The organism is Pseudomonas sp. C9-3 (assembly GCF_032392015.1).
Lineage (GTDB): Bacteria > Pseudomonadota > Gammaproteobacteria > Pseudomonadales > Pseudomonadaceae > Pseudomonas > Pseudomonas nitroreducens.
In genome coordinates, this window is sequence record NZ_CP135919.1 from 6,356,852 (window position 1) to 6,381,738 (window position 24,887).

The window sequence follows — 24,887 nt, forward strand, 5'->3', positions numbered from 1 at the left end:
GCCGAATATGAAAAATATAAAGGCAGGCAGTCTTTTCTCGGGGGCGCGTAGCAGCTCGCTGATCCTCGGACTCTTCGTGGTCCTGATCGTGGCGATCGTCTTGCTGTTCGCCAACTTCGCTTACCTGAACAAGCAGGCGGACCACGACAAGCAGTACATCGGCCACGCCGGCGAGCTGCGCGTGCTGTCCCAGCGTATCGCCAAGAACGCCACGGAAGCCGCGGCGGGCAAGGGCGAGGCGTTCAAGCTGCTCAAGGAAGCACGCAACGACTTCGAGAAGCGCTGGAACATCCTTTCCAAGGGTGACGAAAGCACCGGCCTGCCGCCGAGCCCGGATTCGGTACAACCGCAGATGGCGGATGTGCAGAAGGACTGGGACACCCTGCGCAAGAACGCCGACTCCATCCTCGCCAGCGAACAGACCGTACTGTCCCTGCACCAGGTGGCCGCGACCCTCGCCGAAACCATCCCGCAGCTGCAGGTGGAGTACGAAGAGGTCGTCGACATCCTGCTGGAGAACGGCGCCCCGGCCGACCAGGTCGCGGTAGCCCAGCGCCAGTCGCTGCTGGCTGAACGTATCCTCGGCTCGGTGAACAAGGTGCTGGCCGGTGACGAGAACTCCGTGCAGGCCGCCGACAGCTTCGGTCGTGACGCCAGCCTCTTCGGTCGCGTACTGAAGGGCATGAAGGAAGGCAACGCGGCGATGAGCATCTCCAAGGTGACCAACGCCGAGGCCGTTGACCGCCTCAACGAGATTGCCGAGCTGTTCGAATTCGTTTCCGGCTCGGTGGACGAGATCCTCGAGACCTCCCCGGAACTGTTCCAGGTCCGTGAGGCCGCCAACACCATCTTCGGCGGTTCGCAGACCCTGCTCGACAAGGCCTCCAACCTCGCCAACGGTTTCGAGAACCTGGCCGAAGGCCGTGTGTTCAACCAGGTTGCCAGCGTTGCGCTGGGCATCCTCGCCCTGGGCGCGATCATCCTCATCGGCCTGGTGATGGTGCGTGAAACCAACCGTCGGCTGGCCGAGACCGCCGAGAAGAACGAACGTAACCAGGCGGCGATTCTGCGACTGCTCGACGAAATCGCCGACCTCGCCGACGGTGACCTGACGGTAGCCGCGACCGTGACCGAGGACTTCACCGGTGCGATCGCGGACTCCATCAACTACTCCATCGACCAGCTCCGCGAGTTGGTGGAAACCATCAACCTGACAGCCGTGCAGGTGGCCGCCGCCGCCCAGGAAACCCAGGCCACCGCCATGCACCTGGCCGAGGCTTCCGAGCACCAGGCCCAGGAAATCGCCGGCGCCTCTGCCGCGATCAACGAAATGGCCGTGTCCATTGACCAGGTATCGGCGAACGCCTCCGAGTCCTCGGCGGTAGCGGAACGTTCCGTAGCCATCGCCAACAAGGGCAACGAAGTGGTGCACAACACCATCACCGGCATGGACAACATCCGTGAGCAGATCCAGGACACCTCGAAGCGGATCAAGCGCCTCGGTGAATCGTCCCAGGAGATCGGTGACATCGTTAGCCTGATCAACGACATTGCCGACCAGACCAACATCCTCGCCCTGAACGCCGCGATCCAGGCGTCCATGGCGGGCGACGCGGGCCGCGGCTTCGCCGTGGTAGCGGACGAAGTACAGCGACTGGCGGAACGTTCCTCCGCGGCGACCAAGCAGATCGAAGCGCTGGTGAAGACCATTCAGACCGACACCAACGAAGCGGTGATCTCGATGGAACAGACCACCTCCGAGGTGGTACGCGGTGCCCGCCTGGCGCAGGACGCCGGTGTGTCCCTGGAAGAGATCGAGAAGGTATCCAAGACCCTGGCAGCGTTGATCCAGAACATTTCCAACGCCGCCCGTCAGCAGGCCTCCTCCGCCGGCCACATTTCCAACACCATGAACGTGATCCAGGAGATCACCTCGCAGACCTCCGCCGGTACCACCGCCACCGCGCGCAGCATTGGCAACCTGGCCAAGATGGCCGGCGAGATGCGTCACTCCGTATCCGGCTTCAAACTGCCGGACACCGCCGAACAGGCCTGAGCAGAGGAGGTGCGCTGCTCTTCACCGGGTAGCGCATGACAGTCTTGAGCGAGGGGCGCGACATGCAGGCAAGTGGCGTCTGGTCGTTGCAGCCGTTGGCCGACATGTCGGCCGCGGACTTCCGCGACTGGCAGGCACTGTTGGAAGACCGGACCGGTGTCGTCGTCAACGAACAACGCCGCGCCTTCCTGCAGACCAGCCTGGGCGCGCGAATGCGCGAACTGGGCATCGCCGACTACGGCACCTACTACCGACAGGTCACCGATGGCCCGCGCGGCGCCGTCGAGTGGTCGAACCTGCTGGACCGCCTCACCGTTCAGGAAACCCGTTTCTTTCGTCACAAGGCTTCATTCGAAGTGCTGGAAGGCTTCCTCCGCCAGCGCCTCGAACAGGTCGGCCCGAGCCGGCCGCTGGCCTTGTGGAGCGTCGGCTGTTCCAGTGGCGAGGAGCCGTATTCCCTCGCCATGGTGGCCGCCAAGGTACTCGAAGACGCAGGTCTGGCGCCGCTGTTCGGCGTGACCGGCACCGACATCAGCCTCAATGCCCTGAACCGGGCGCGCGAGGCGCGCTACGCGGCACGCAAGCTGGAGGACATCGACCCGGAACTGGCCACGCGCTACTTCAGCGCGCAGGATGACGGTCGATACGCAGTGATACCCGATCTCGCCGAGCGCGTCTGTTGCGCCCGGCTGAATGTGCTGGAACTGGCCAAGGCGCCAATGTCCGGCATGGACGTGATTTTTTGCCAGAACCTGCTGATCTATTTCCGCCGCTGGCGGCGGCGGGACATCCTCAATCGCCTGGCCGAGCGGCTGGTGCCTGGGGGACTGCTGGTGATCGGAGTGGGCGAGGTGGCCGATTGGCACCACCCGCTGCTCGAACCGGTCGCCGATGAGCGCGTTCTGGCCTTTACCCGGAAGGGATGACACAGACACATGAGTGGAGTGGCTATGGGTGATCGGCACGATTATGTCGCCCTGGAATGGGTAAAAGGCGAGATTGCCGAAACGCTCAAGCAGGCGCGGCAAGCCCTCGAATCCTACGTCGAGAATCCCCAGGACCCGACGCGGATGGGCTTTTGCCTGGCCTATATCCACCAGGTGCGTGGCACCCTGCAGATGGTGGAGTTCTACGGCGCGGCCCTGCTCGCCGAAGAAATGGAGTACCTGACCCAGGCGCTGATCGACGGCAAGGTCTCCAGCCAGAGCGAAGCGCTGGAGGTGCTGATGCAGGCCATCCTGCAGCTGCCGGCGTACCTGGAACGCATCCAGAGCGCCCGCCGCGACCTGCCGCTGGTCGTGCTGCCGCTGCTCAACGACCTGCGCACCGCCCGCGGCGAGAAGCTGCTGTCGGAAACCAGCCTGTTCTCCCCCGACCTTTCCCAGTCTTCGCCGGTGTTGCCGGTGGACGCCCTGGCGCGCCTGCGTACCGCCGAACTGCCGGCGCTGCTGCGCAAGCTGCGGCAGATGCTGCAGGTCGCCCTGGTCGGCGTCATCCGCAACCAGGACCTGCCGACCAACCTGGGCTACCTGGCGCGCGTGTTCGCCCGCCTGGAATCGCTGTGCAAGGACGCCCCGCTGGGCCGCCTGTGGGTGATCGCCTCGGCGATGATCGAAGGCCTGGCCAACGGCAGCATCGCCAACGGCACCTCGGTGCGTAACCTGCTGCGCCAGGTCGACCGCGAATTCAAGCGCCTGGTCGACCAGGGCGCCGACGCCATGAACCAGGCGGCGCCGGAAGAACTGATCAAGAACCTGCTGTTCTACGTCGCCAAGGCCTCCGACCAGTCGCCGCGCGTGCGTGCGGTGAAGGACGAGTACCGCCTCGACGACGCCCTGCCGGGTGCCGCCCTGGTGGACGAGGAACGTGCTCGTCTCGCCGGCCCTGACCGCGACGCCATGCGCTCGGTCGTTGGCGCGCTGTGCGAGGAACTGGTGCGGGTCAAGGACAGCCTCGACCTGTTCGTGCGCAGCGACCGCAGTGGCGTGAACGAACTGGGCAGCCTGCTGGCGCCGCTCAAACAGATCGCCGATACGCTTGCCGTGCTGGGCTTCGGCCAGCCGCGCAAGGTCATCCTCGACCAGATCGAGGTGGTCAGCGCGCTCGCCCACGGCCAGCGCCAGCCCAACGACGCCACCCTGATGGATGTCGCTGGTGCGCTGCTGTATGTCGAAGCGACCCTGGCCGGCATGGTCGGCCCGAGCGAAGAGCCGGGCAGCGAAGAAAACGTCCTGCCGACCACCGACGTCAAGCAGATCCACCAGGTGGTGATCAAGGAAGCGCGCAATGGCCTGGAACTGGCCAAGGACGCGATCATCGAGTTCATCGCCTCGCAATGGAACCACGAGCACCTGGCCCGCGTGCCGGAGCTGCTGACCCAGGTTCGCGGCGGACTGGCGATGATCTCCCAGGAACGTGCGGCGAAACTGCTGGAAAACTGCAATCGCTACATCCAGGAACAACTGCTGGTGCGTCAGGCCGTGCCGGACTGGCACAGCCTCGACACCCTGGCCGACGCCATCACCAGCGTCGAGTACTACCTAGAGCGCCTGTCGGAAGACCACAACACCCAGGGCGACATGATCCTCGACGTCGCCGAGGAGAGCCTGGACAGCCTGGGCTATTCGCTCAAGCCGCGCCCGTCGATCCTCGACGCCGAGCCGAGCGCCCACGTCCCTGCGCCCCTGGACAACCCGCTCGACGAGATCGACGTACTGGCCGCGCAGCCGCTGGCCGAGCCGAGCGAAGCGGTCCCGGTGGAAGACGTCCCTGAGTTGGCCGCGCCGGTGGAAATCGCCGACAGCTTCGAGCCCGCGAGCTTCGATGTCACCCCGACCGAGGAATCCGCGCTCGAACAGCCTGCCGAGCTTGCCCCGACAGAAGAGCTGGCTCCGGTGGACGAACCGGTCCTGGACCTTGCCGACCTCGATACGCCCCAACCTGTTGCGGACACTGAAGAGAGCTTCACCTTCGAATCGCTGGAGCCCGTTGTCGAGCCTGCTGCCGGGGAGCAACCCGCACTGCCGGCCGACCTCCCGGCCGAGCTAGAAGCCCAGCCTGTTGGCGAAGCCGAAGCGAGCTTCACCTTCGAACCCCTGGAGCTGGACTCCGGCCTGCCCGCTGCCGAGCCCAGCGCCGAACCGGGCGCCTGGACTCTCGACGAGGCCACGCCGCTGGCTGCCTCGGCTGAACTGCCTGGCGCGACCCTGGAGCCGGAAAGCCTCAGCTGGGATATCGAACTGGAGCCGGCCGCACCGATCACCGACACCACCCTGGCCGATGAAGGCTGGTCGCTGGACGACAGCCACAAGGCCGACAGCATCGAGTTCACTCTCGAAACGCTGGAAGAGGCGCCCGCGCAACCGCTGGCTGATGAGCTGAGCTGGAGCCTGGACGATGCCCTCCCGCTGGCCGAGACGCCGCGATTCGACGAGCCCGTGCAGGCGGAGCCGGCAACGACCGAACAATCCTGGGAATCGCTGGACCTGTCCGGCACCCCGAGCGAAGCCCCGGCCACTCCGGAACTGCTCGACGACTTCGCCAGCCTGCCGACGCTGGAGGCCACTCCGGCTCCGGTGGACGAGCTGACCTGGGACATGGAGGCGCTGACCCCGGCCGGCGACAAGCCCGCCGAGGAAGACTGGTTCAGCATCGACCTGAGCCAGCCGGCTGCCGAGTCGCCCGCACCGTCGCTGGAGCTGGACGAAAGCTTCGCCAGCCTGGAAACGGTCGAACCCGCACCGCTGGCAGCTCTGGACGACCTGAGCTTCGACGGCCAGCCTGCCACCGATGAACCGTCCAGCGCCGAAACCTCGCTGGTCAGCGATGACAACTGGACCCTGGGCGAGCTGAGCGAACCGACCGCGCTGGACGCTGGCGTCGACTTCAGCCTCGACGCGCCACTTGAGTTGGAAGCGCTGGAACCGCTGGTTGAGCCCCAGGCGCCCGCCGTCCAGGCAGAAGCCTGGAGCGACGAGAACATTGCCGAACTGGACCTGCCGGAAGTCGAGCTGCCCAGCCCGCCGGCCGAGCCCGAAGTCGTCGCCGAGGCACCGGCCAAGCCGCTGTCCCTGGCCGAAGTCATGGCCGCCCCGGTATCGGCGATCAACCCGCCGGCCCAGGACGTACCGCCCAGCCTGCTGCCGCCGCCCGCCGATGAAGAACCCATCGACGAAGAGCTGCGCGAAGTCTTCATCGAAGAAGCCGGCGAAGTGCTGGAAACCATCGGCGAGCACCTGCCGACCTGGCTGGCCAACACCGACGACCGCGACTCGCTGACCGAGATTCGCCGCGCCTTCCATACCCTCAAGGGCAGTGGCCGGATGGTCCGCGCGCTGGTGATCGGCGAGCTGGCCTGGTCCATCGAGAACTTGCTCAACCGCGTGCTCGACCGCAGCATTGCCGCCTCGCCAGCCGTGCTGCAGGTGGTCCAGGATGTGGTCGCGCTGATGCCCGAACTGGTCGAGGAATACGCCGCCAGCGCCCAGCGCCAGCGCGACGACGTCGACCGCCTGGCCGCTACCGCCCACGCTCTGGCCAAGGGGCAGCCAGTGCCGCCGCCCGGTGGCGGGCTGCCGGAGTCGGCGCCGCAGGTCGAGGACATCACCCCCGAGCTGGCAGCGGTCGAGGAGATCGCTGCCCAGGCTGCCAACGAAGGGCTCGACGAGAGCCTCGATCCGCAGTTGCTGGAGATCTTCCGCAACGAAGCCGAAGCCCACCTGGAGACCCTGGTCGGCTTCCTCGCCGATTGCGCGCAGCAGCTGCCGCAACCGGTGACCGACGACCTGCAACGCGCCCTGCACACCCTCAAGGGCAGCGCGCACATGGCCGGCATCCTGCCGATCGCCGAAATCGCCACGCCGCTGGAGCGGCTGGTGAAGGAATTCAAGACCAACCTGCTGCAGGTCGACCTGCGCGAGGCGGAACTGCTGCACGTCGCCGAAGGCCTGTTCCGCGTCGGCCTCGACCAGCTCGTCGAAGGTCGCCCGCTGGCGCCCATCGAAGGCAGCCCGGAACTGCTGGCGCGCATCGCGCAGGTTCACCAGGAACGCCTGGAGGCTGCCGAGGCCAAGCGTCGCGGTGAAAGCGGCGAGGGCAGCGGCAACGATCCGCAATTGATCGGCATGTTCCTCGCCGAGGGCATGGACATCCTGCTCGACGCCGAGGACCTGCTGCGCCGCTGGCGCGAGCACCCGCAGGAGCGCCATGAACTGGGCGCCCTCTATGACGAGCTGGAAACCCTCAGCCGTGGTGCGCAGATGGCCGAGCTGCCACAGATGGCGGAACTCGCCGATGCGCTGCTGGCAGTCTATGGCGCCGTGCGCCAGGGTCGCCTGGAAACCGGCGACGCCTTCTTCTCCGCCGCCGAAACCGCCCACGAGGCGCTGATCGGCATGATGGACCAGGTGGCTGCGGCGCTGCAGGTCAGTGCCCGCCCGGAACAGGTCGAAGCGCTGCATCGCCTGCTGGATGCACCGGTGCCCGCCGTCCAGGACGAGCCGTCAGAAGAGGCCCCGGATGTCGAGTTCGTCGACCTGGAAAGCCTGACTGCCGATGACTTCCCCGCCGAAGACGAGGAATTCCTCCTCGACAGCCGCCCGGTGGACGACGACAACCTGCCCGACGGCCTGAGCTGGTCGCCGCGCAGCGATAACGACGGTGCCCCGCGTGGTGCCGCCGACGACGATGACGATGACGTCATCACCGCCGAAACCCCGCACGCCCATCCCGCCCCGCCGCAACCGCCGCGTGCGCTGGACGAGGAAATGGTGGCCATCTTCCTCGAAGAGGCGGTCGATATCCTCGACAACGCCGGCCAGGCGCTGGACCAATGGCTGGCCTCGCCCGAGGGCCTCGCTGCGCTTTCGACCCTGCAACGCGACCTGCACACCCTCAAGGGCGGCGCGCGCATGGCGGAAATCCGCGAGATCGGCGATCTGTCCCACGAACTCGAATCACTCTACGAAGGCCTGCTGGACCATCGCTTCCAGCACAGCCAGCCGTTGGGCGACCTGCTGCGCACCTGCCACGACCGCCTGGCGACCCAGCTAGATCAGTTGCAGGCCGGCCAGGCGCTGACCGACCCGGCCGACCTGGTGCAGACCATCCGCACCTTCCGCCAGAATCCGGCCGCTGGGCTGGACGCACCGCAGGCGCTGGCTGCGCAGCCGCAGCTGGACGCTGCGGCGGATGAGAGCGAGGCCGAGGGGCTACTGGAAACTACAGCCCTGAACGATGCCGATATCGAGCTGGAACTGCCCGCCGAGGCTGAGCCGTTGGCCGCTAGTGCCGAGGAGCTCCAAGCGACCGATCTCGAAAGCACCGAACTTGAGAGCATCGGTCTCGAAGGCACTGAGCTGCAATCCGAAGCCGAGCCGGAATCGGCCGCTGCGCCCGAAGAGATCGACCTGCAGGGCTTCCTCGAAGAGGCCGAAGCCGAGACCGCCGAGGAGCCGGCTGCCATCGAGCCTGTCACCGCTGCCGCGGCGCCTGCCCCCGAGGCGACAGGCGTGCAGGACAGCGAGTACGAGCTTGACCCGGACCGCGACCAGGAACTGGTGGAAATCTTCCTCGAGGAAGGCTTTGACATCCTCGAAAGCTCCTCCGGCGCACTGACGCGCTGGATGGCCAACCCCGACAACAGCGTCGAGCTGGAAGCGCTGCAACGCGACCTGCACACCCTCAAGGGCGGTGCGCGGATGGCCGAGATTCGCCCCATCGGCGACCTCGCCCACGAACTGGAATTCCTCTACGAGGGCCTCTGCGGCGGGCGCCTGCGCGCCAGCCCGACGCTCTTCGAATTGCTGCAGCGTTGCCACGACCGCCTCGCCGAGATGCTCGAGGCCGTCCAACAGCACCGCCGGGTGCCGGGAGGTGAATCGCTGATTGACGCGATCCACCGATTTCGTGCCAACCCCGAAGAACAGCTGAGCATCCCCAGCAGCGTCAGCCTGCACGCAATCAGCTCCCAGCACGCCGCGCCCGAAGGCCCGGAAGCCGACATCCTGGATATCTTCCTGGAAGAGGCCGATGACCTGCTCGAAGGCATGGAGCAGGCGCTGGGACGCTGGGACGCCGAGCGCGAGAACGGTGCGCTGGATGAGCTGCTGCGCATTCTGCATACCCTCAAGGGTGGTGCGCGCCTGGCCGGCCAGACCAGCCTCGGCGACCTGGCCCACGACCTCGAACAGCACCTGGGTGAAGCCCAGCAGCAGGGCGCGCCCTGGCCGGAAAGCCTGTTGCTGGACGTCCAGTCCGGCTTCGAAGGCTTGCAGGCCGAGGTCGACCAGTTGCGCCTGCACCTGGGTGAAGTCGAGAGCGCCGAAAGCCAGTTCGAGGAATCCATCGACGAAGAACCGGTTGCCGAACAGCCGGCCCCGGTGAACCTGCCGGTGCTGCCGGAAGCCATCATGGCCGCAGCCGTACCGCAGCGCCTCGATGCGCCGGTGGTGCTGCCCTTCGTTCGCCGTGCCCAGGAAGCCGCCCAGGAAGCTGCTGCGCGCCGTGCGCCGCAGGAACTGGTGAAGGTGCCCGCGCAACTGCTCGAAGGGCTGGTCAACCTCGCCGGTGAGACCTCCATCTTCCGCGGCCGCGTCGAGCAGCAGGTGAGCGACGTCGGTTCGACCCTGGGCGAGATGGACGCGACCATCGAGCGGGTTCGTGACCAGTTGCGGCGTCTGGATACCGAAACCCAGGCGCAGATCCTCTCGCGCCACCAGGCCGACGCCGAGCGCGCCGGCTACGAAGATTTCGACCCGCTGGAAATGGACCGCTACTCGCAGCTGCAGCAGCTCTCCCGCGCGCTGTTCGAGTCCGCTTCCGACCTGTTCGACCTCAAGGAAACCCTGGCCGCGAAGAACCGCGACGCCGAGACCCTGCTGCTGCAACAGGCGCGGGTCAACACGGAGTTGCAGGAAGGCCTGATGCGCACCCGCATGGTGCCGTTCGACCGCCTTGTGCCGCGCCTGCGGCGGATCGTCCGCCAGGTAGCGAGCGAGCTGGGCAAGCAGGTCGAGTTCGTGGTCAGCAACGCCGAAGGCGAGATGGACCGTACCGTGCTCGAACGCATCGTCGCGCCGCTGGAGCATATGCTGCGCAACGCGGTCGACCACGGCATCGAGTCCGGCGAGGCGCGTCGCATTGCCGGCAAGCCGGAGCAGGGCACCATCCGCCTGACCCTGGGCCGCGAGGGTGGCGACATCCTCCTGACCCTCGCCGACGATGGCGCCGGTATCCGCCTGGAAGCGGTGCGCCGCAAGGCCATCGAGCGCGGCCTGATGACCGACGACAGCGAGCTGAACGACCACGAGGTGCTGCAGTTCATCCTGGAGGCCGGCTTCAGCACCGCCGAGAAGGTCACGCAGATTTCCGGCCGGGGCGTCGGCATGGACGTGGTGAACTCCGAGGTGAAACAGCTCGGCGGCTCCATGAGCATCCAGTCCAGCGTCGGCGAGGGGACGAAGTTCGACATCCGCCTGCCGTTCACCGTGTCGGTGAACCGCGCGCTGATGGTGCTTTCCGGCGAGGACCTCTACGCCCTGCCGCTGAACACCATCGAAGGCATCGTGCGGGTCTCCCCGTACGAGCTGGAGGCACTCTACGAACAGGCCGCCGCCGACGAGTCCGGCGCCGCGCCGAGCTTCGAATACGCCGGCCAGAGCTATGAACTGAAGTACCTCGGCGACCTGCTCAACAACGGCCAGCATCCCAAGCTGGTCGGCCAGTCGCTGCCGCTGCCGGTGATCCTGGTGCGCTCGGCGGACCACGCCGTGGCAGTGCAGGTGGACGCCCTGGCCGGCTCGCGCGAGATCGTGGTGAAGAGCCTCGGTGCGCAGTTCGCCGGCGTCAGCGGCATCTCGGGCGCGACCATCCTCGGTGACGGTCGCGTGGTGGTGATTCTCGACCTGCTGGCGACCATCCGTGTGCTCCACGCCCAGCTCATCCAGCACGCGCCGCGCCGCCAGCTGGCCGGCCCGAGCGTGGCGGAAATCGAGCACCAGCGCCCGACCCTGGTCATGGTGGTGGACGACTCGGTCACCGTGCGCAAGGTCACCAGCCGCCTGCTGGAACGCAACGGCATGAACGTGCTCACCGCCAAGGACGGGGTGGACGCCATCGCCCAGCTGCAGGACCACAAGCCCGACATCATGCTGCTGGACATCGAGATGCCGCGCATGGACGGCTTCGAGGTGGCCACCCTGGTGCGCCACGATGAACAGCTGAAGGACCTGCCGATCATCATGATTACCTCCCGTACCGGCGAGAAGCACCGCGACCGTGCCCTGGCCATCGGCGTCAACCAGTACCTGGGCAAGCCCTACCAGGAATCCGAGCTGCTGGAGACTATCCACAAGCTGGTGAAGGCCCATGTCTGAGCAGAGCACGCCGCGCATTGCGGTGATCGCCGATACATCCCTGCAGCGCCACGTGCTGGCGCAGGCGTTGGCCGGCCACGGTTACCAGGTGGTGCTCAACGCCGATCCGGCGCGCCTTGAGAGCGACCAGTTGGACGCCTGCGAGACCGACCTGTGGCTGGTGGACCTGGCGCAGCAGGAAGACTCGCCGCTGGTGGACAACCTGCTGGAGCAGTCGCGCGTACCCGTGCTGTTCGGCGAAGGCCACGCGCCGGAGCGGCATTCCGAACATTACCCGCGCTGGGAACGCCGGCTGGTGTCCAAGTTGCGCAAGCTGGTGGGTGACCCCAGTGCCGGCGTGGGCCGCAGCCTCGCGGCGCTGCTCGACGAAGCGCAGCGGCCCACCCGCGTGACGTTGCCCGATGACCTCGCCGCTTCGCCGCTCAAGGCTGGTGAGCCCGCCGCGCAGGTCTGGCTGCTCGCCGCCTCGCTCGGCGGCCCGGCCGCGGTGAAGACCTTCCTCGATGCGCTGCCCGGCGGCCTGCCGGTGGGCTTCCTGTATGCCCAGCACATCGATGCCTCGTTCGAGGCGAACTTGCCCCAAGCCGTCGGCCGCCACAGCCAGTGGCACGTCAACAGCGTGCGCGATGGCGACCCGGTGCGTTGTGGCGAAGTAGTGGTGGTACCGATTTCCCGCGAGCTGGGCTTCGACGATTCGGCGCGCATGCACGTGCAGGACCGCAGCTGGCCGGAACCCTACAGCCCGTCCATCGACCAGATGATGCTCAATCTCGCGCAGCAATACGGTGAGCGATGCGGCGTGATCGTGTTCAGCGGCATGTGCAGCGACGGCAGCGCCGCCGCGGCCTACGTGCGCCGCCAGGGCGCGCCGATCTGGACCCAGCGCGCCGACAGCTGCGCCTGCTCCAGCATGCCCGACAGCCTGCGCGAAGGCGGCTACAGCACCCTCTCCGGCGACCCGCGCGAACTCGCGGCGGCGCTGGTCAATCACCTCGCCGAGCAATGCGTCGGCGCAGTCACGCAGTGAGATAAGGCCCGATGAGTGATCTCCCCGTCGCCAATGCCGGCGTTGCCAATGCCGCCCCCAGCAGCCTGACCGGCCTGCTGGTGCCGCTGGCCGACCGCAACCTGCTGCTGCCCAACGTGGCCGTGGCCGAGCTGATCACCTACCGCGCCCCGCACCCGGTGGACGGCTTGCCGTCCTGGTACCTGGGCCAGGTGGCCTGGCGCGACCTGCGCCTGCCGCTGCTGTCCTTCGAGGCGGCCTCCGACGGCCAGGCCGAAGTCGGTTCCGGCGCGCGGGTGATCGTGGTCAACGCCCTGGGCGGCCGACCGAATGTGAAGTTCTTCGCGCTGCTGGTGCAGGGCATCCCGCGCTCGCTGAAGGTCGGCAGCGACCTCAAGCGCCTCGACGTGCCGCTGGCCCCGCTGGAGCTGGACGCCGTGGACCTGGGCGATGCCCAGGCGCGCATCCCCGACCTGGCCGCGCTGGAGCAGAAGCTGGCCGACTCCGGCCTGGTCTGAGCCGGCCATGAGCGGTGGCCTGCGCCTTGCCCAGCTGGGGGATCAACCCGGTTTCGAAGTCGCCGGCGCCACCCTTGGCGGCCACCGTTTCGAGCGCCACAGCCACGACGAATTCGTCATCAGCGCCAACCTGCGCGGCGAGGAAAGCGTCTGGCTGGATGGCTGCACCTTCGACGCCGGCCCCGGTTGCATCACCTGCTACAACCCTAGCCAGATCCAGGGCGGCGGCGTTGCCGAAGGCCAGCCCTGGCAATTCGTCAGCCTCTATGTGGCCCCCGACCAGCTGGCGGCGATGCTCGGCCTGCAGCGCCTGGAGTTCGAACGCCCCACCGGGCGCCTGCCGGCCCTTGCCGGCATCATGGCCGATGCGGTGGCGCGTGCGCTGGGCGACGACACCTTCGTTCGCCAGCGCGGTGAGGAACGCCTGACGCTGCTGCTCGCCGAGATCGCCCGTGCCATGGGTGTGCGCCTGCCGCAACCTGCTGTCGAGAACGGTGGGCGGATCGCGGACCTGCAGGGCTGGCTGGCGGCTGACCTGGCGCGGCAACCCAGCCTCGACGAGATGGCGACCTACCTCGGCCTGTCGCGTTTCCACCTGCTGCGCAGCTTCCAGAAGCAGGTCGGCCTGAGCCCCCGGCAGTGGGCAATGCAACTGCGCACTCGTCGGGCCCAGGCATTGTTGCGCGCCGGCCTGCCGGCCACCGAAGTGGCCCACGAGCTGGGCTTTGCCGACCAGAGCCACCTGAACCGGCATTTTCGCGCGGCCTACGGTGTGTCGCCGGGCAGCTTCCAGCGCGCCCTGCGCTGAGCAATCCGGTTCAAGTGCGAGGGCCGGTGCCCAGGCAAACTTGCCTCAACGTCACCCTGTTCGAGAGCTGATCCATGACCCTGTTCTTCGCCGCGCTGCTGTTCGGCATCGTCTTCTGCCTGTCTCCCGGCGCCGTGCTCGCCGAAACCCTGCGCCGTGGCTTGAAGGGCGGCTTTCGCCCAGCGCTGCTGGTGCAGTTCGGCTCGTTGATCGGCGATGCGGTGTGGGCGCTGATCGGCCTGACCGGGCTGGCGCTGTTGTTCGGCCATGAAACCTTGCGCCTGCCGCTGACCCTGGCCAGCGCCGTGTACCTGGCCTGGCTGGGTGTGCAGAGCCTGCGCGATGCACGCGAGGTCGGCGTGGTGGAAGAGAGCGATACCGGCGAGCACAACGCCGGGGCTTTCGCGTCCGGGGCCATGCTGTCGCTGTCCAACCCGAAGAACATCGTCTACTGGGGCGCTCTCGGCGGCGCCATGGCCGGATTGGTCGATGGCGTGCCGTCTCTGGCGGATTCGCTGGTGTTCTTCGCCGGCTTCATGACTGCCTCGGTGCTCTGCTGCTTCCTCTGCGCCGGCCTGGTCGACTGGTTGCGGCGCAACGCCTCGCCACGCTGGCATCGGGTCAGTCATGCGTTGTGCGGAGTGGTGTTGCTGGTGCTGGCGGGGTTGGCGTTGCGGGGAATCTGAGTCGCCGGGAGTCTGGGCTGTTCGCGAGCAAGCTCGCTCCTACAGGCAGCCGGCTGGCTCGCAGTGCTCTTTGTAGGAGCGAGCTTGCTCGCGAACCCGCATGGCATCGGAGTTGCCGGCTTACCCTCTTTCTTCGAGAGCGGACCGACGCGAAGCCTCGACCTAGAAGTCGCCCCACAACTGCTGCGCCACGCTCAGCGCCGCCACTGGCGCCGTCTCGGTCCGCAGCACGCGGGGTCCCAGTCGCGCGGCATGGAATCCAGCCGACTTCGCCTGCTCCACCTCCGCATCGCTCAACCCACCTTCGGGGCCGATCAGGAAGGCCAGGCTCGACGGCCGGTCATGGCTGGTCAGCGGCTCGGCCACCGGGTGCAGCACCAGCTTGAGCTGCGCTTCGCAGCTCTCCAGCCATTCGGCGAGGGTGACCGGTGCATTGAGCACCGGCAGCACCGAGCGGCCACATTGTTCGCAGGCGCTGATCGCCACCTGGCGCCAGTGGGCCATGCGTTTGTCGGCGCGTTCGTCCTTCAGGCGCACTTCGCAGCGCTCGCTGACGATCGGGGTGATCTCGCTGGCGCCCAGTTCGGTGGCCTTCTGGATCGCCCAGTCCATGCGCTCGCCACGGGACAGGCCCTGGCCGAGGTGCACGCGTAGCGGCGACTCGGCCTGGCCGGCGAAGGCTTCGCGCAGCTCTACGCGGACGTTCTTCTTGCCCACTTCGATCAACTCGCCCAGGTATTCCTGGCCGGAGCCGTCGAACAGCTGCACGGCATCGCCGGCGCTGTGGCGCAGCACGCGACCGATGTAATGGGCCTGGGCTTCGGGCAGCTCGTGCTGGCCGAGGGAGAGCGGGGCGTCGATGAAGAAGCGGGAGAGGCGCATGGCGATATCGGGCAGATAAAGGGGAAGCGGCAAGCTTAAAGCTTTCGGCCTGCCGCTTGTAGCCGATCAGCCCGGATCGCGGTGATCGGGGAAGCGTTCGCTGACCGCCACGCTGACACTGTCGCGGGTGGCGATGTCGATGCCTTCGCTGGCGACCTCGGCAAGGAAGTCGATCTGCTCGGGGGTGATGATGTACGGCGGCAGGAAGTACACCACGCTGCCCAGCGGGCGCAGCAGCGCGCCGCGTTCCAGGCCGTGCTGGAAGACCTGCAGGCCGCGGCGCTCCTGCCAGGGATAGGCGGTTTTCGTCGCCTTGTCCTGGACCATCTCGATGGCGAGGATCATGCCGGTCTGGCGGATTTCCGAGACGTGCGGGTGGTCGGCCAGGTGCGCGGTGGCGCTGGCCATCTTCGCCGCCAGGGCCTTGTTGGCCTCGATGACGTTGTCCTGCTCGAAGATGTCCAGGGTCGCCAGGGCGGCGGCGCAGGCCAGCGGGTTGCCGGTATAGGTGTGCGAATGGAGGAAGGCGCGCAGGGTGCTGTAGTCGTCGTAGAACGCCTGGTAGACCTTGTCGGTGGTCAGCACCGCGCTCATTGCCAGGTAGCCGCCGGTCAGCGCCTTGGAGAGGACGAGGAAGTCCGGGGTGATGCCAGCCTGTTCGCAGGCGAACATGGTGCCGGTGCGGCCGAAGCCGACGGCGATCTCGTCGTGGATCAGGTGCACGCCGTAGCGGTCGCAGGCCTCGCGCAGCAGCTTGAGGTAGACCGGGTGGTACATGCGCATGCCGCCGGCGCCCTGCACCAGCGGCTCGACGATCACCGCCGCGACTTCCTTGTGGTGTTGCTCCAGCGCCTGCTCCATCGAGGCAAACATCGTCCGCGAGTGCTCTTCCCAGCTCACGCCCTCGGGACGCAGGTAGCAGTCGGGGGTCGGCACCTTGATGGTGTCCATCAGCAGCGACTTGTAGGTCTCGGTGAACAGCGCCACGTCGCCTACCGACATCGCCGCCACCGTTTCGCCGTGGTAGCTGTTGGTCAGGGTGATGAAGCGCTTTTTCTCCGGCTGGCCGAGGTTCTGCCAATAGTGGTAGCTCATTTTCAGCGCCACTTCGATGCCGGCCGAGCCGCTGTCGGCATAGAACACCCGGGAGAAGCCGGCCGGCGCCAGGCGCAGCAGGCGCTCGGAGAGTTCGATGACGGGCTGGTGGCTGAAGCCGGCGAGGATCACGTGCTCCAGCTGGTCGACCTGGTCCTTGATGCGCTGGTTGATGCGCGGGTTGGCGTGGCCGAAGACGTTGACCCACCAGGAGCTGACCGCATCGAGGTAGCGCTTGCCTTCGAAGTCCTCCAGCCAGATGCCCTCGCCGCGGCGGATCGGGATCACCGGCAGGCGCTCGTGGTCTTTCATCTGGGTGCAGGGGTGCCACAGCACCTCGAGATCGCGCTGCATCCACTCGGCATTCAGGCCCATGGCCGGCTCCTTAAATTGATGGCTCTTCTGACGGTCGGCTCGCTCTGGTCGGCAAGCCTATTCAATGCTCCTGAGATGAACAAGGACACGTCCTACGACACATGTTGTAGGCAGCCGACCAAGACGGCTATTCGGCTTTCGGGCGCTCACGTATGCTTCGCGCCTTTGCACCAATTCGGGGAAGTCTGGCGATGAAAATGGGATGGCTGCGCGCTGCCGCGCTGCTCGCTCTGGGCGTGTTCAGCGTAGTGGCGCTGGGCAAGGACAAACAACCGACCGCCATCGTGGTGGGCGGCGGACTCGCCGGCCTCTCCGCGGCCTACGAGCTGCAGCAGGCGGGCTGGCAGGTGACCCTGCTGGAAGCCAAGCCGCAGGTGGGTGGCCGCTCGGGCCTGGCCACCAGTGAGTGGATCGGCAACAAGAAGGCCCAGCCGACCCTCAACGGCTACTTGGACACCCTGAAAGTGAACTCGGTGCCGGCGCCGGAATTCGTCCGTACCCCGAGCTACCTGATCGACGGCCTCTACTACAGCAGCGCCGACCTGAAGACCAAGATGCCGGCCGTCGCCGCGGACCTCGAGCGCTTCGAGAAGTCGCTGAACGATCTGTCCGCCTCGATCGACGACCCGCTCAACCCGCTGGCGAACAAGACCCTGTTCGCCCTCGACCAGCTCACCGCCGCACGCTGGCTGGACAAGCTGAACCTGTCGCCGACCGCGCGCCTACTGGTCAACCAGCGCATCCGTTCGCATTACGACGAACCGTCGCGCCTTTCGCTGCTCTACCTCGCCCAGCAGGGCCGTGTGTACCGCGGCGTCGACGACCGTGATCTGCGCGCGGCACGCCTGCCCGGCGGCAGCCAGGTGCTGGCCCAGGCCTTCGTCAAGCAGATCAAGACCATCAAGACCAACGCCAAGGTCACCGCGATCAGCCAGGACAAGGACGGCGTGACCGTCAAGGTCGGCCCCACCGGCTACAGCGCCGACTACCTGGTACTGGCCGTACCGCTGCGCGCCCTGGGCAATATCACCCTGACCCCGGGCCTGAACGAGAAGCAGCTGGCGGCGCTCAAGGGCACCAACTACGGTTGGCGCGACCAGATCCTGATGAAGTTCAAGCGCCCGGTGTGGGACGACAAGTCGCGCCTGTCCGGCGAGATCTACAGCGACCAGGGCCTGGGCATGATCTGGGTCGAGCCCGCGACCAAGGGCGGCGCCAACGTGCTGATCAACCTGTCCGGCGACAATGCCCGTGTGATGCAGGCCTTCGGTGATCGCCAGCTGTCGGAGCAGGTGCTGATCCGCATGAACAAGTACTACCCGAAGATGCGCGGCGCGTACGACGGCTATGAAATGCGCCGCTACAGCACCGACGTCGGTACCGGCGGCTCCTACCTGGCCTATGGTCCGGGCCAGATCAGCCGCTTCTGGCGCGTCTGGGAAACCCCGGTTTCCCGCGTCGCCTTCGCCGGCGAACACACCGATGCGTTCTATCCGGGCACCATCGAAGGCGCCCTGCGCAGCGGCAAGCGCGCCGCCAGCCAGGTCCGCGACCTGTACGCCGGCAAGACTCCGGTGCTCGAAGGTGCGGCACTGGTTGCCGACAACAAGCCGGCGGCCAGCGACAAACCGGCCGAGAAGGGCGAGAAGAAGGGCATCATGTCCTGGCTGCCGTTCTGATCCAGCGCGCTCCATCCACAATGCCGGCGAAAGCCGGCATTGTCGTTTCTGGCTCTGGCACGGCCGTTTCAGGAGATGACCTATCTTGTCAGTCGATGTTTCAAAGCAGATTTTTCTGCTTTTCTTCGATGGATTAGCCGCTAGTCTTGAATTCCCGTTTTCAAGGATGTGTATCGATGCAATGGCGTAATTCCCCCGCACGCTACGGACTGGTCAGCCTGTTCCTGCACTGGGGCAGCGCGCTGGTGGTCTTCGGCCTGTTCGGCCTGGGCCTGTGGATGCGTGAGCTGGACTACTACGACACCTGGTACCACCGCGCCCCGGAAATCCACAAAAGCATCGGCATCCTGCTGGCCATCGCACTGATCGTGCGTGTGCTCTGGCGCTTCATCAGCCCGTCGCCGCCGACCCCGGCCAACCACGGCAATCTCACCCGCCTGGCCACCAAGCTCGGCCACCTGGCGCTCTACGCGCTGTTGTTCGCCGTGATCATCGCCGGCTACCTGATCTCCACCGCCGAAGGCAAACCCATCAGCGTGTTCGGCTGGTTCGACGTGCCCGCCACCCTGAGCGGCATCACCGACCAGGCCGACATCGCCGGTGCGATCCACCTGTACCTGGCCTGGGCCCTGGTCGTCCTGGCCGTGCTGCACGCCCTGGCGGCGTTCAAACACCATTTCCTCGACCGCGATGCCACGCTGGTGCGCATGCTCGGTCGTGCTGCGAAATAACACCTCACCCCAAAGGGAGATTGCTTCAATGCTGAAGAAGACGTTCGCCGCTCTGGCGCTGGGTACCGCACTGTTCTCCGCTGGCCAGGCCATGGCCGCGGACTACAAGATCGACAAGGAAGGCCAGCACGCCTTCATCGAATTCCGCATCAAGCACCTGGGTTACAGCTGGCTGTACGGCCGCTTCGATGATTTCGACGGTGCCTTCACCTTCGACGAGAAGAACCCGTCCGCCGACAAGGTCAAGGTGACCATCAACACCAACAGCGTGAACTCCAACCACGCCGAGCGTGACAAGCACCTGCGCAGCCCGGACTTCCTCAACGTCTCGAAGAACCCGACTGCAACCTTCGAATCCACCGCCGTGAAGGCTGATGGCAAGAATGCCGAGATCACTGGCAACCTGACCCTCAATGGCGTGACCAAGCCGGTCACCATCAAGGCTGAACTGATCGGCCAGGGCGATGATCCGTGGGGCGGCTACCGCGCCGGCTTCCTCGGCACCACCACCCTCAAGCTGAAGGACTTCAACATCCAGCGCGACCTCGGCCCGGCTTCCCAGGAAGTCGAGCTGACCCTGTCGGTCGAAGGGGTGCGTCAGTAAGACGCAGGACTGCGAAAACGCCGGCGAATGCCGGCGTTTTCGTTTGTAGCCTTAGTCTCCCCGGCCTTGCAGGCATTGCCGCAGAAGCTGGGTGAGGGTGCGCTGTTCATCGTCGTCCAGCGGCGCGAACAGACTGTCATGGGTTCGTGCGAGGATGGCCTGGGTGCGCTCGTCGATGCGGCTCCCGGCCTCGGTGAGGAACAGCTGGAAGCTGCGCTGATCGTCCGGGTTGCGCTCGCGGCGAACCAGGCCGAGCGTCTCCATTTCACGGATCTTGCGGGTCACCAGCGCCTTGTCGCGGCACATCTTGCGCCCCAGGCTCTGCAGGCTCTGGCCCGCATCGGCGCCGATCAGCTCGAGCAGGCGGATGTCTGGCGGGGTGAGGTCGATGCCCTCGGCGCACAGTTCGTCCTGGAGGCTCTCGCGCAAATGATCGAGCACCTTCATCAGGGTCTGTGGCAGGTCGGGATTCAGGGTATGGGTCATCGGCTCGGTCACGGTAAACCTTGTGTAAATCAGGTTGATCAGCTCAACCATTTTTTCGTATTTTAGTTGATGTTATCAACTTTGTTCGTCGCCGCGACTGCCTTGCGGGAAACCTACTGCGATATCGGCCTTTGGCTAAAACGTTTCAGTAGTTTTCCCTCAGGGCTTTCGGACGTTTACAAACACAGCTGAATGTAAGTATTTTTGCCAGCTTTTCCGGACCGGCAAGCCCACAGCCAAACCGGATGCTTTGCTCACGAGGACAACGATATGCAACGAAAGCCAGCCATGCGCGCCCTGGTCCCGGCCCTGCTCGTCGCCATGGCCACTCTTGCCGGCTGCGACAAAGCCCAGGCCCCGCAGGAGAAGCAGATCCCCGAAGTCGGTGTGGTGACCCTGCAGCCGCAGGAAGTGACCCTGAGCACCGAACTGCCGGGTCGCACCACCGCGTATCGCATCGCCGAAGTTCGCCCGCAGGTGAACGGCATCATCCTCAAGCGCCTGTTCAAGGAAGGCAGCGACGTCAAGGAAGGTCAGCAGCTGTACCAGATCGACCCGGCCACCTATGATGCGACCCTGCAGAGTGCCCAGGCCAACCTGGTGTCCACCCAGCAGCAGGCCGAGCGCTACAAGGAACTGGTCAAGGACGAGGCGGTGAGCAAGCAGCAATACGCCGACGCCCAGGCCGCCTACCTGCAGGCCAAGGCTACGGTGGACAGCGCGAAGATCAACGTGCGCTACACCAAGGTCTACTCGCCGATTTCCGGCCGTATCGGCCGCTCCAGCGTGACCGAGGGCGCCCTGGTGCAGAACGGCCAGGCCACCGCACTGGCTACCGTGCAGCAGCTGGACCCGATCTACGTCGACGTCACGCAGTCTTCCACCGCGCTGATCCGTCTGCGCCGCGAGATGGCCGCCGGGCAACTGGAGAAGGCCGGCGACAATGCCGCCAAGGTCAAGCTGTACCTGGAAGACGGCTCCGAATACCCCATCGAGGGCAAGCTGGAGTTCTCCGAGGTCTCGGTCGACCAGGGCACCGGCTCGGTGACCGTGCGCGCCATCTTCCCCAACCCGAAGAAGGAACTGCTGCCGGGCATGTTCGTCCATGCGCAGCTGGAGGAGGGCATCAAGAAGCAGGCCATCCTCGCGCCGCAGCAGGGCGTCACCCGTGACTTCCGTGGCATGGCAACCGCCCTGGTGCTCAATGGCGAAGACAAGGTCGAGCTGCGCACCATCAAGGCTGAGCGCACCGTTGGCGCCTACTGGCTGGTCAGCGATGGCCTCAAGCCCGGCGACCGCCTGATCACCGAAGGCCTGCAGTACGTCCAGCCGGGCGCCCAGGCCAAGGCCGTACCCGCGAAGAACGTGGCGCCCACCGCTGGTGCCGCCGACAAGCCCGCCGCCGCTGAACCGGCCAAGCAGGGTTAATCAAGGGGATTCGTAATGTCGAAGTTTTTCATTGACCGGCCCATTTTCGCCTGGGTAATCGCCCTGGTGATCATGCTGGCGGGCGGTCTGTCGATCCTCAAATTGCCGGTGAACCAGTACCCGGCTATCGCGCCGCCGGCCATCGCCATCCAGGTGAGCTACCCGGGCGCCTCCGCCGAGACGGTGCAGGACACCGTGGTGCAGGTGATCGAACAGCAGATGAACGGTCTCGACCATCTGCGCTACATCTCCTCGGAGTCCAACTCCGACGGCAGCATGACCATCACCGTGACCTTCGACCAGGGCACCAGCCCTGACATCGCCCAGGTCCAGGTGCAGAACAAGCTGCAGCTGGCCACCCCGCTCCTGCCGCAGGAAGTACAGCAGCAGGGCATCCGCGTGACCAAGGCGGTGAAGAACTTCCTGATGGTGGTCGGCGTCGTCTCCGAAGACGGCAGCATGACCAAGGAAGACCTGTCGAACTACATCGTCTCGAACATCCAGGACCCGCTGTCGCGGACCGCCGGTGTGGGCGACTTCCAGGTGTTCGGTTCGCAGTACGCCATGCGTATCTGGCTGGACCCGGCGAAGCTCAACAGCTTCCAGATGACCCCGGGCGACGTGAAGACGGCGATCCAGGCGCAGAACGTGCAGATCTCCTCCGGCCAGCTGGGCGGCCTGCCTGCGGTCAAGGGCCAGCAGCTCAACGCCACGATCATCGGCAAGACCCGCCTGCAGAGCGCCGAACAGTTCAAGGAAATCCTCCTCAAGGTCAACGCCGACGGTTCCCAGGTTCGCCTGAAGGACGTTGCCGATGTGGCCCTGGGCGGCCAGGACTACAGCATCAACGCCCAGTTCAACGGCAAGCCGGCCTCCGGTATCGCCATCAAGCTGGCTACCGGCGCCAACGCGCTGGACACCGCCAAGTCGATCCGCGCCACCCTAGCCACGCTGGAGCCGTTCTTCCCGCAGGGCATGAAGATCGTCTACCCGTACGACACCACCCCGGTGGTCTCCGCCTCCATCCATGAGGTGGTGAAGACCCTGGGCGAAGCGATCCTGCTGGTGTTCCTGGTGATGTACCTGTTCCTGCAGAACTTCCGCGCCACGCTGATCCCGACGATCGCCGTGCCGGTGGTACTGCTGGGCACCTTTGGCGTACTCGCCGCCTTCGGCTTCTCGATCAACACCCTGACCATGTTCGGCATGGTGCTGGCGATCGGCCTGCTGGTGGACGACGCCATCGTGGTGGTGGAAAACGTCGAGCGGGTGATGGCCGAGGAAGGCCTGTCGCCCCGCGAGGCGGCGCGCAAGTCCATGGGCCAGATCCAGGGCGCGTTGGTGGGCATCGCCATGGTGCTGTCGGCGGTATTCCTGCCGATGGCCTTCTTCGGCGGCTCCACCGGGGTGATCTACCGGCAGTTCTCCATCACCATCGTCTCGGCCATGGCCCTGTCGGTGATCGTTGCGCTGATCCTCACCCCGGCGCTCTGCGCCACCATGCTCAAGCCCATCGAGAAGGGCGACCATGGCGAGCACAAGCGCGGCTTCTTCGGCTGGTTCAACCGCAAGTTCCTCGCCACCACCCATGGCTACGAGCGCGGCGTCACCTCGATCCTCAATCACCGCATGCCGTACCTGCTGATGTACGTGCTGATCCTCGGCGGCATGGTCTACCTGTTCACCCGCATTCCCACGGCGTTCCTCCCCGACGAGGACCAGGGCGTGCTGTTCGCCCAGGTGCAGACCCCGGCCGGTTCCTCCGCCGAGCGCACCCAGGTGGTGGTGGACTCGATGCGCGAGTACCTGCTCGAGAAGGAAAGCAGCTCGGTGGCCTCGGTGTTCACCGTGACCGGCTTCAACTTCGCCGGCCGTGGCCAGAGCTCGGGCATGGCGTTCATCATGCTCAAGCCCTGGGAAGAGCGTCCGGGCGCGGAGAACAGCGTGTTCGCGCTGGCCCAGCGTGCGCAGATGCACTTCTTCAGCTTCAAGGACGCGATGGTGTTCGCCTTCGCCCCGCCGGCGGTACTCGAACTGGGTAACGCCGTGGGCTTCGACATCTTCCTCCAGGACCAGGCTGGCGTCGGCCATGAAGTGCTGATGCAGGCGCGCAACCAGTTCCTCGGCATGGCCTCGCAGAACCCCGCGCTGCAACGCGTGCGCCCCAACGGCCTGAACGACGAGCCGCAGTACAAGCTGTTGATCGACGACGAGAAGGCCAGTGCGCTGGGCGTCTCGCTGGCGGACATCAACACCACCGTGTCGATTGCCTGGGGCTCGAACTACGTCAACGACTTCATCGACCGCGGTCGGGTGAAGAAGGTCTACCTGCAAGGCCGCCCGAATTCGCGGATGAGCCCGGAAGACCTGGACAAGTGGTACGTGCGCAACAGCTCCGGGGAGATGGTGCCGTTCAGCGCCTTCGCCACCGGCGAATGGAGCTATGGCTCGCCGAAACTGGCGCGCTACAACGGCGTCCCGGCCATGGAAGTCCTCGGTGAGCCGGCCCCGGGCCGCTCCACCGGTGAGGCGATGGCCGCGGTCGAGGAGATGGTCAAGCAGCTGCCCAAGGGCGTCGGCTACTCCTGGACCGGTCTGTCCTACGAGGAACGCCTGTCCGGTTCGCAGGCTCCGGCGCTCTATGCCCTGTCGCTGATCGTGGTGTTCCTCTGCCTGGCGGCGCTGTATGAAAGCTGGTCGATCCCGTTCTCGGTGATGCTGGTGGTGCCGCTGGGCGTCATCGGTGCGCTGCTGGCGACGTCCATGCGCGGCCTGTCCAACGACGTGTTCTTCCAGGTGGGCCTGTTGACGACCATCGGCCTGTCGGCGAAGAACGCGATCCTCATCGTGGAATTCGCCAAGGAGCTGCACGAGCGGGAGGGCAAGCCCATCGTCGCGGCCGCTATCGAGGCGTGCCGGATGCGTCTGCGCCCGATCGTCATGACCTCCCTGGCGTTCGTCCTCGGCGTGTTGCCGCTGGCGATCTCCACCGGTGCAGGCTCCGGCAGCCAGCACGCGATCGGTACCGGCGTGATCGGCGGCATGATCACCGCGACCATCCTCGCGATCTTCTGGGTACCGCTGTTCTATGTGGTGGTCAGTACCCTGTTCAAGGACAAGCAGTCCAAGGAACAGGAAGCCATTGAGAAGGGGCATTGA

At 66.0% G+C, this 24,887-nt stretch carries 15 protein-coding genes; 12 read left to right on the plus strand and 3 right to left on the minus strand.

Annotated features, from left to right (window positions below):
* The first annotated feature begins 7 nt into the window (after positions 1 to 7).
* The 7 genes from RS899_RS29215 (at position 8) to RS899_RS29245 (ending at position 14,448) form a co-directional block, all read left to right on the plus strand.
* Positions 8 to 2,056 carry a methyl-accepting chemotaxis protein gene (locus RS899_RS29215; RefSeq protein WP_054907828.1) on the plus strand — a complete coding sequence of 683 codons (2,049 nt, stop codon included), beginning with the start codon at positions 8 to 10 and terminating at the stop codon, positions 2,054 to 2,056.
* Positions 2,057 to 2,118: 62 nt separating this feature from the next.
* Positions 2,119 to 2,982 carry a CheR family methyltransferase gene (locus tag RS899_RS29220; protein WP_315810483.1) on the plus strand — a complete coding sequence of 288 codons (864 nt, stop codon included), beginning with the start codon at positions 2,119 to 2,121 and terminating at the stop codon, positions 2,980 to 2,982.
* 24 nt (positions 2,983 to 3,006) lie between these two features.
* Positions 3,007 to 11,430: an Hpt domain-containing protein gene (locus RS899_RS29225; RefSeq protein WP_315808669.1), complete on the plus strand. Its 8,424-nt coding sequence runs from the start codon at positions 3,007 to 3,009 to the stop codon at positions 11,428 to 11,430.
* Entirely contained in the window at positions 11,423 to 12,457 is a 1,035-nt protein-coding gene (locus RS899_RS29230; protein ID WP_054907836.1) for a chemotaxis protein CheB, read from the plus strand. Before RS899_RS29225 ends, RS899_RS29230 begins: the two co-directional genes overlap by 8 nt.
* Before the next feature lie 11 nt (positions 12,458 to 12,468).
* Positions 12,469 to 12,954 (plus strand): chemotaxis protein CheW, encoded by a 486-nt coding sequence (locus RS899_RS29235; protein WP_315808670.1) that lies wholly within the window; start codon positions 12,469 to 12,471, stop codon positions 12,952 to 12,954.
* Between the two features lie 7 nt (positions 12,955 to 12,961).
* Positions 12,962 to 13,762 carry an AraC family transcriptional regulator gene (locus RS899_RS29240; protein ID WP_315808671.1) on the plus strand — a complete coding sequence of 267 codons (801 nt, stop codon included), beginning with the start codon at positions 12,962 to 12,964 and terminating at the stop codon, positions 13,760 to 13,762.
* Between the two features lie 74 nt (positions 13,763 to 13,836).
* The gene (locus RS899_RS29245) at positions 13,837 to 14,448 is read left to right on the plus strand and encodes a LysE family translocator (protein WP_315808672.1); all 612 of its coding nucleotides are present in this window, start codon (positions 13,837 to 13,839) and stop codon (positions 14,446 to 14,448) included.
* 162 nt (positions 14,449 to 14,610) lie between these two features.
* Here the strand turns inward: RS899_RS29245 and RS899_RS29250 are convergent, their stop codons facing one another.
* Together RS899_RS29250 and RS899_RS29255 are read right to left on the minus strand one after the other, a co-directional pair.
* Entirely contained in the window at positions 14,611 to 15,330 is a 720-nt protein-coding gene (locus RS899_RS29250; protein ID WP_315808673.1) for a 16S rRNA (uracil(1498)-N(3))-methyltransferase, read from the minus strand.
* Between the two features lie 66 nt (positions 15,331 to 15,396).
* Positions 15,397 to 16,800 (minus strand): adenosylmethionine--8-amino-7-oxononanoate transaminase, encoded by a 1,404-nt coding sequence (locus RS899_RS29255; protein WP_315808674.1) that lies wholly within the window; start codon positions 16,798 to 16,800, stop codon positions 15,397 to 15,399.
* A gap of 191 nt (positions 16,801 to 16,991) precedes the next feature.
* On the opposite strand from RS899_RS29255, the gene RS899_RS29260 reads away from it, so the two are divergent.
* From RS899_RS29260 to RS899_RS29270, 3 genes are all read left to right on the plus strand, one after another.
* A complete protein-coding gene (locus tag RS899_RS29260) occupies positions 16,992 to 18,479 on the plus strand; it encodes a flavin monoamine oxidase family protein (RefSeq protein ID WP_315808675.1) in 1,488 nt (495 codons plus the stop codon).
* A gap of 176 nt (positions 18,480 to 18,655) precedes the next feature.
* Complete coding sequence (locus RS899_RS29265; RefSeq protein WP_037013760.1) at positions 18,656 to 19,210, plus strand: cytochrome b; 555 nt, start codon at positions 18,656 to 18,658, stop codon at positions 19,208 to 19,210.
* 28 nt (positions 19,211 to 19,238) lie between these two features.
* Positions 19,239 to 19,814, plus strand: coding sequence for a YceI family protein (locus RS899_RS29270; RefSeq protein ID WP_017520144.1), 576 nt, complete (start codon positions 19,239 to 19,241; stop codon positions 19,812 to 19,814).
* Positions 19,815 to 19,865: 51 nt separating this feature from the next.
* On the opposite strand, the gene RS899_RS29275 is transcribed toward RS899_RS29270, so the two are convergent.
* Positions 19,866 to 20,300, minus strand: coding sequence for a MarR family winged helix-turn-helix transcriptional regulator (locus RS899_RS29275; protein WP_233297069.1), 435 nt, complete (start codon positions 20,298 to 20,300; stop codon positions 19,866 to 19,868).
* A 270-nt stretch (positions 20,301 to 20,570) separates the two neighbouring features.
* On the opposite strand from RS899_RS29275, the gene mexA reads away from it, so the two are divergent.
* Together mexA and RS899_RS29285 are read left to right on the plus strand one after the other, a co-directional pair.
* A complete protein-coding gene (gene mexA, locus RS899_RS29280) occupies positions 20,571 to 21,728 on the plus strand; it encodes a multidrug efflux RND transporter periplasmic adaptor subunit MexA (RefSeq protein ID WP_233297070.1) in 1,158 nt (385 codons plus the stop codon).
* A 15-nt stretch (positions 21,729 to 21,743) separates the two neighbouring features.
* A complete protein-coding gene (locus tag RS899_RS29285) occupies positions 21,744 to 24,887 on the plus strand; it encodes an efflux RND transporter permease subunit (RefSeq protein WP_315808676.1) in 3,144 nt (1,047 codons plus the stop codon).

What these genes read in the sequence shown, in the direction of transcription:
- RS899_RS29250 (WP_315808673.1), bottom strand. Translation starts at nt 15,330, where the DNA reads ATGCGCCTCTCCCGCTTCTTCATCGACGCCCCGCTCTCCCTCGGCCAG.
- RS899_RS29245 (WP_315808672.1), top strand. Translation starts at nt 13,837, where the DNA reads ATGACCCTGTTCTTCGCCGCGCTGCTGTTCGGCATCGTCTTCTGCCTG.
- RS899_RS29285 (WP_315808676.1), top strand. Translation starts at nt 21,744, where the DNA reads ATGTCGAAGTTTTTCATTGACCGGCCCATTTTCGCCTGGGTAATCGCC.
- RS899_RS29255 (WP_315808674.1), bottom strand. Translation starts at nt 16,800, where the DNA reads ATGGGCCTGAATGCCGAGTGGATGCAGCGCGATCTCGAGGTGCTGTGG.
- RS899_RS29240 (WP_315808671.1), top strand. Translation starts at nt 12,962, where the DNA reads ATGAGCGGTGGCCTGCGCCTTGCCCAGCTGGGGGATCAACCCGGTTTC.
- mexA (WP_233297070.1), top strand. Translation starts at nt 20,571, where the DNA reads ATGCAACGAAAGCCAGCCATGCGCGCCCTGGTCCCGGCCCTGCTCGTC.
- RS899_RS29275 (WP_233297069.1), bottom strand. Translation starts at nt 20,300, where the DNA reads ATGACCCATACCCTGAATCCCGACCTGCCACAGACCCTGATGAAGGTG.
- RS899_RS29235 (WP_315808670.1), top strand. Translation starts at nt 12,469, where the DNA reads ATGAGTGATCTCCCCGTCGCCAATGCCGGCGTTGCCAATGCCGCCCCC.
- RS899_RS29220 (WP_315810483.1), top strand. Translation starts at nt 2,119, where the DNA reads ATGCAGGCAAGTGGCGTCTGGTCGTTGCAGCCGTTGGCCGACATGTCG.
- RS899_RS29265 (WP_037013760.1), top strand. Translation starts at nt 18,656, where the DNA reads ATGCAATGGCGTAATTCCCCCGCACGCTACGGACTGGTCAGCCTGTTC.
- RS899_RS29225 (WP_315808669.1), top strand. Translation starts at nt 3,007, where the DNA reads ATGGGTGATCGGCACGATTATGTCGCCCTGGAATGGGTAAAAGGCGAG.
- RS899_RS29215 (WP_054907828.1), top strand. Translation starts at nt 8, where the DNA reads ATGAAAAATATAAAGGCAGGCAGTCTTTTCTCGGGGGCGCGTAGCAGC.
- RS899_RS29230 (WP_054907836.1), top strand. Translation starts at nt 11,423, where the DNA reads ATGTCTGAGCAGAGCACGCCGCGCATTGCGGTGATCGCCGATACATCC.
- RS899_RS29270 (WP_017520144.1), top strand. Translation starts at nt 19,239, where the DNA reads ATGCTGAAGAAGACGTTCGCCGCTCTGGCGCTGGGTACCGCACTGTTC.
- RS899_RS29260 (WP_315808675.1), top strand. Translation starts at nt 16,992, where the DNA reads ATGAAAATGGGATGGCTGCGCGCTGCCGCGCTGCTCGCTCTGGGCGTG.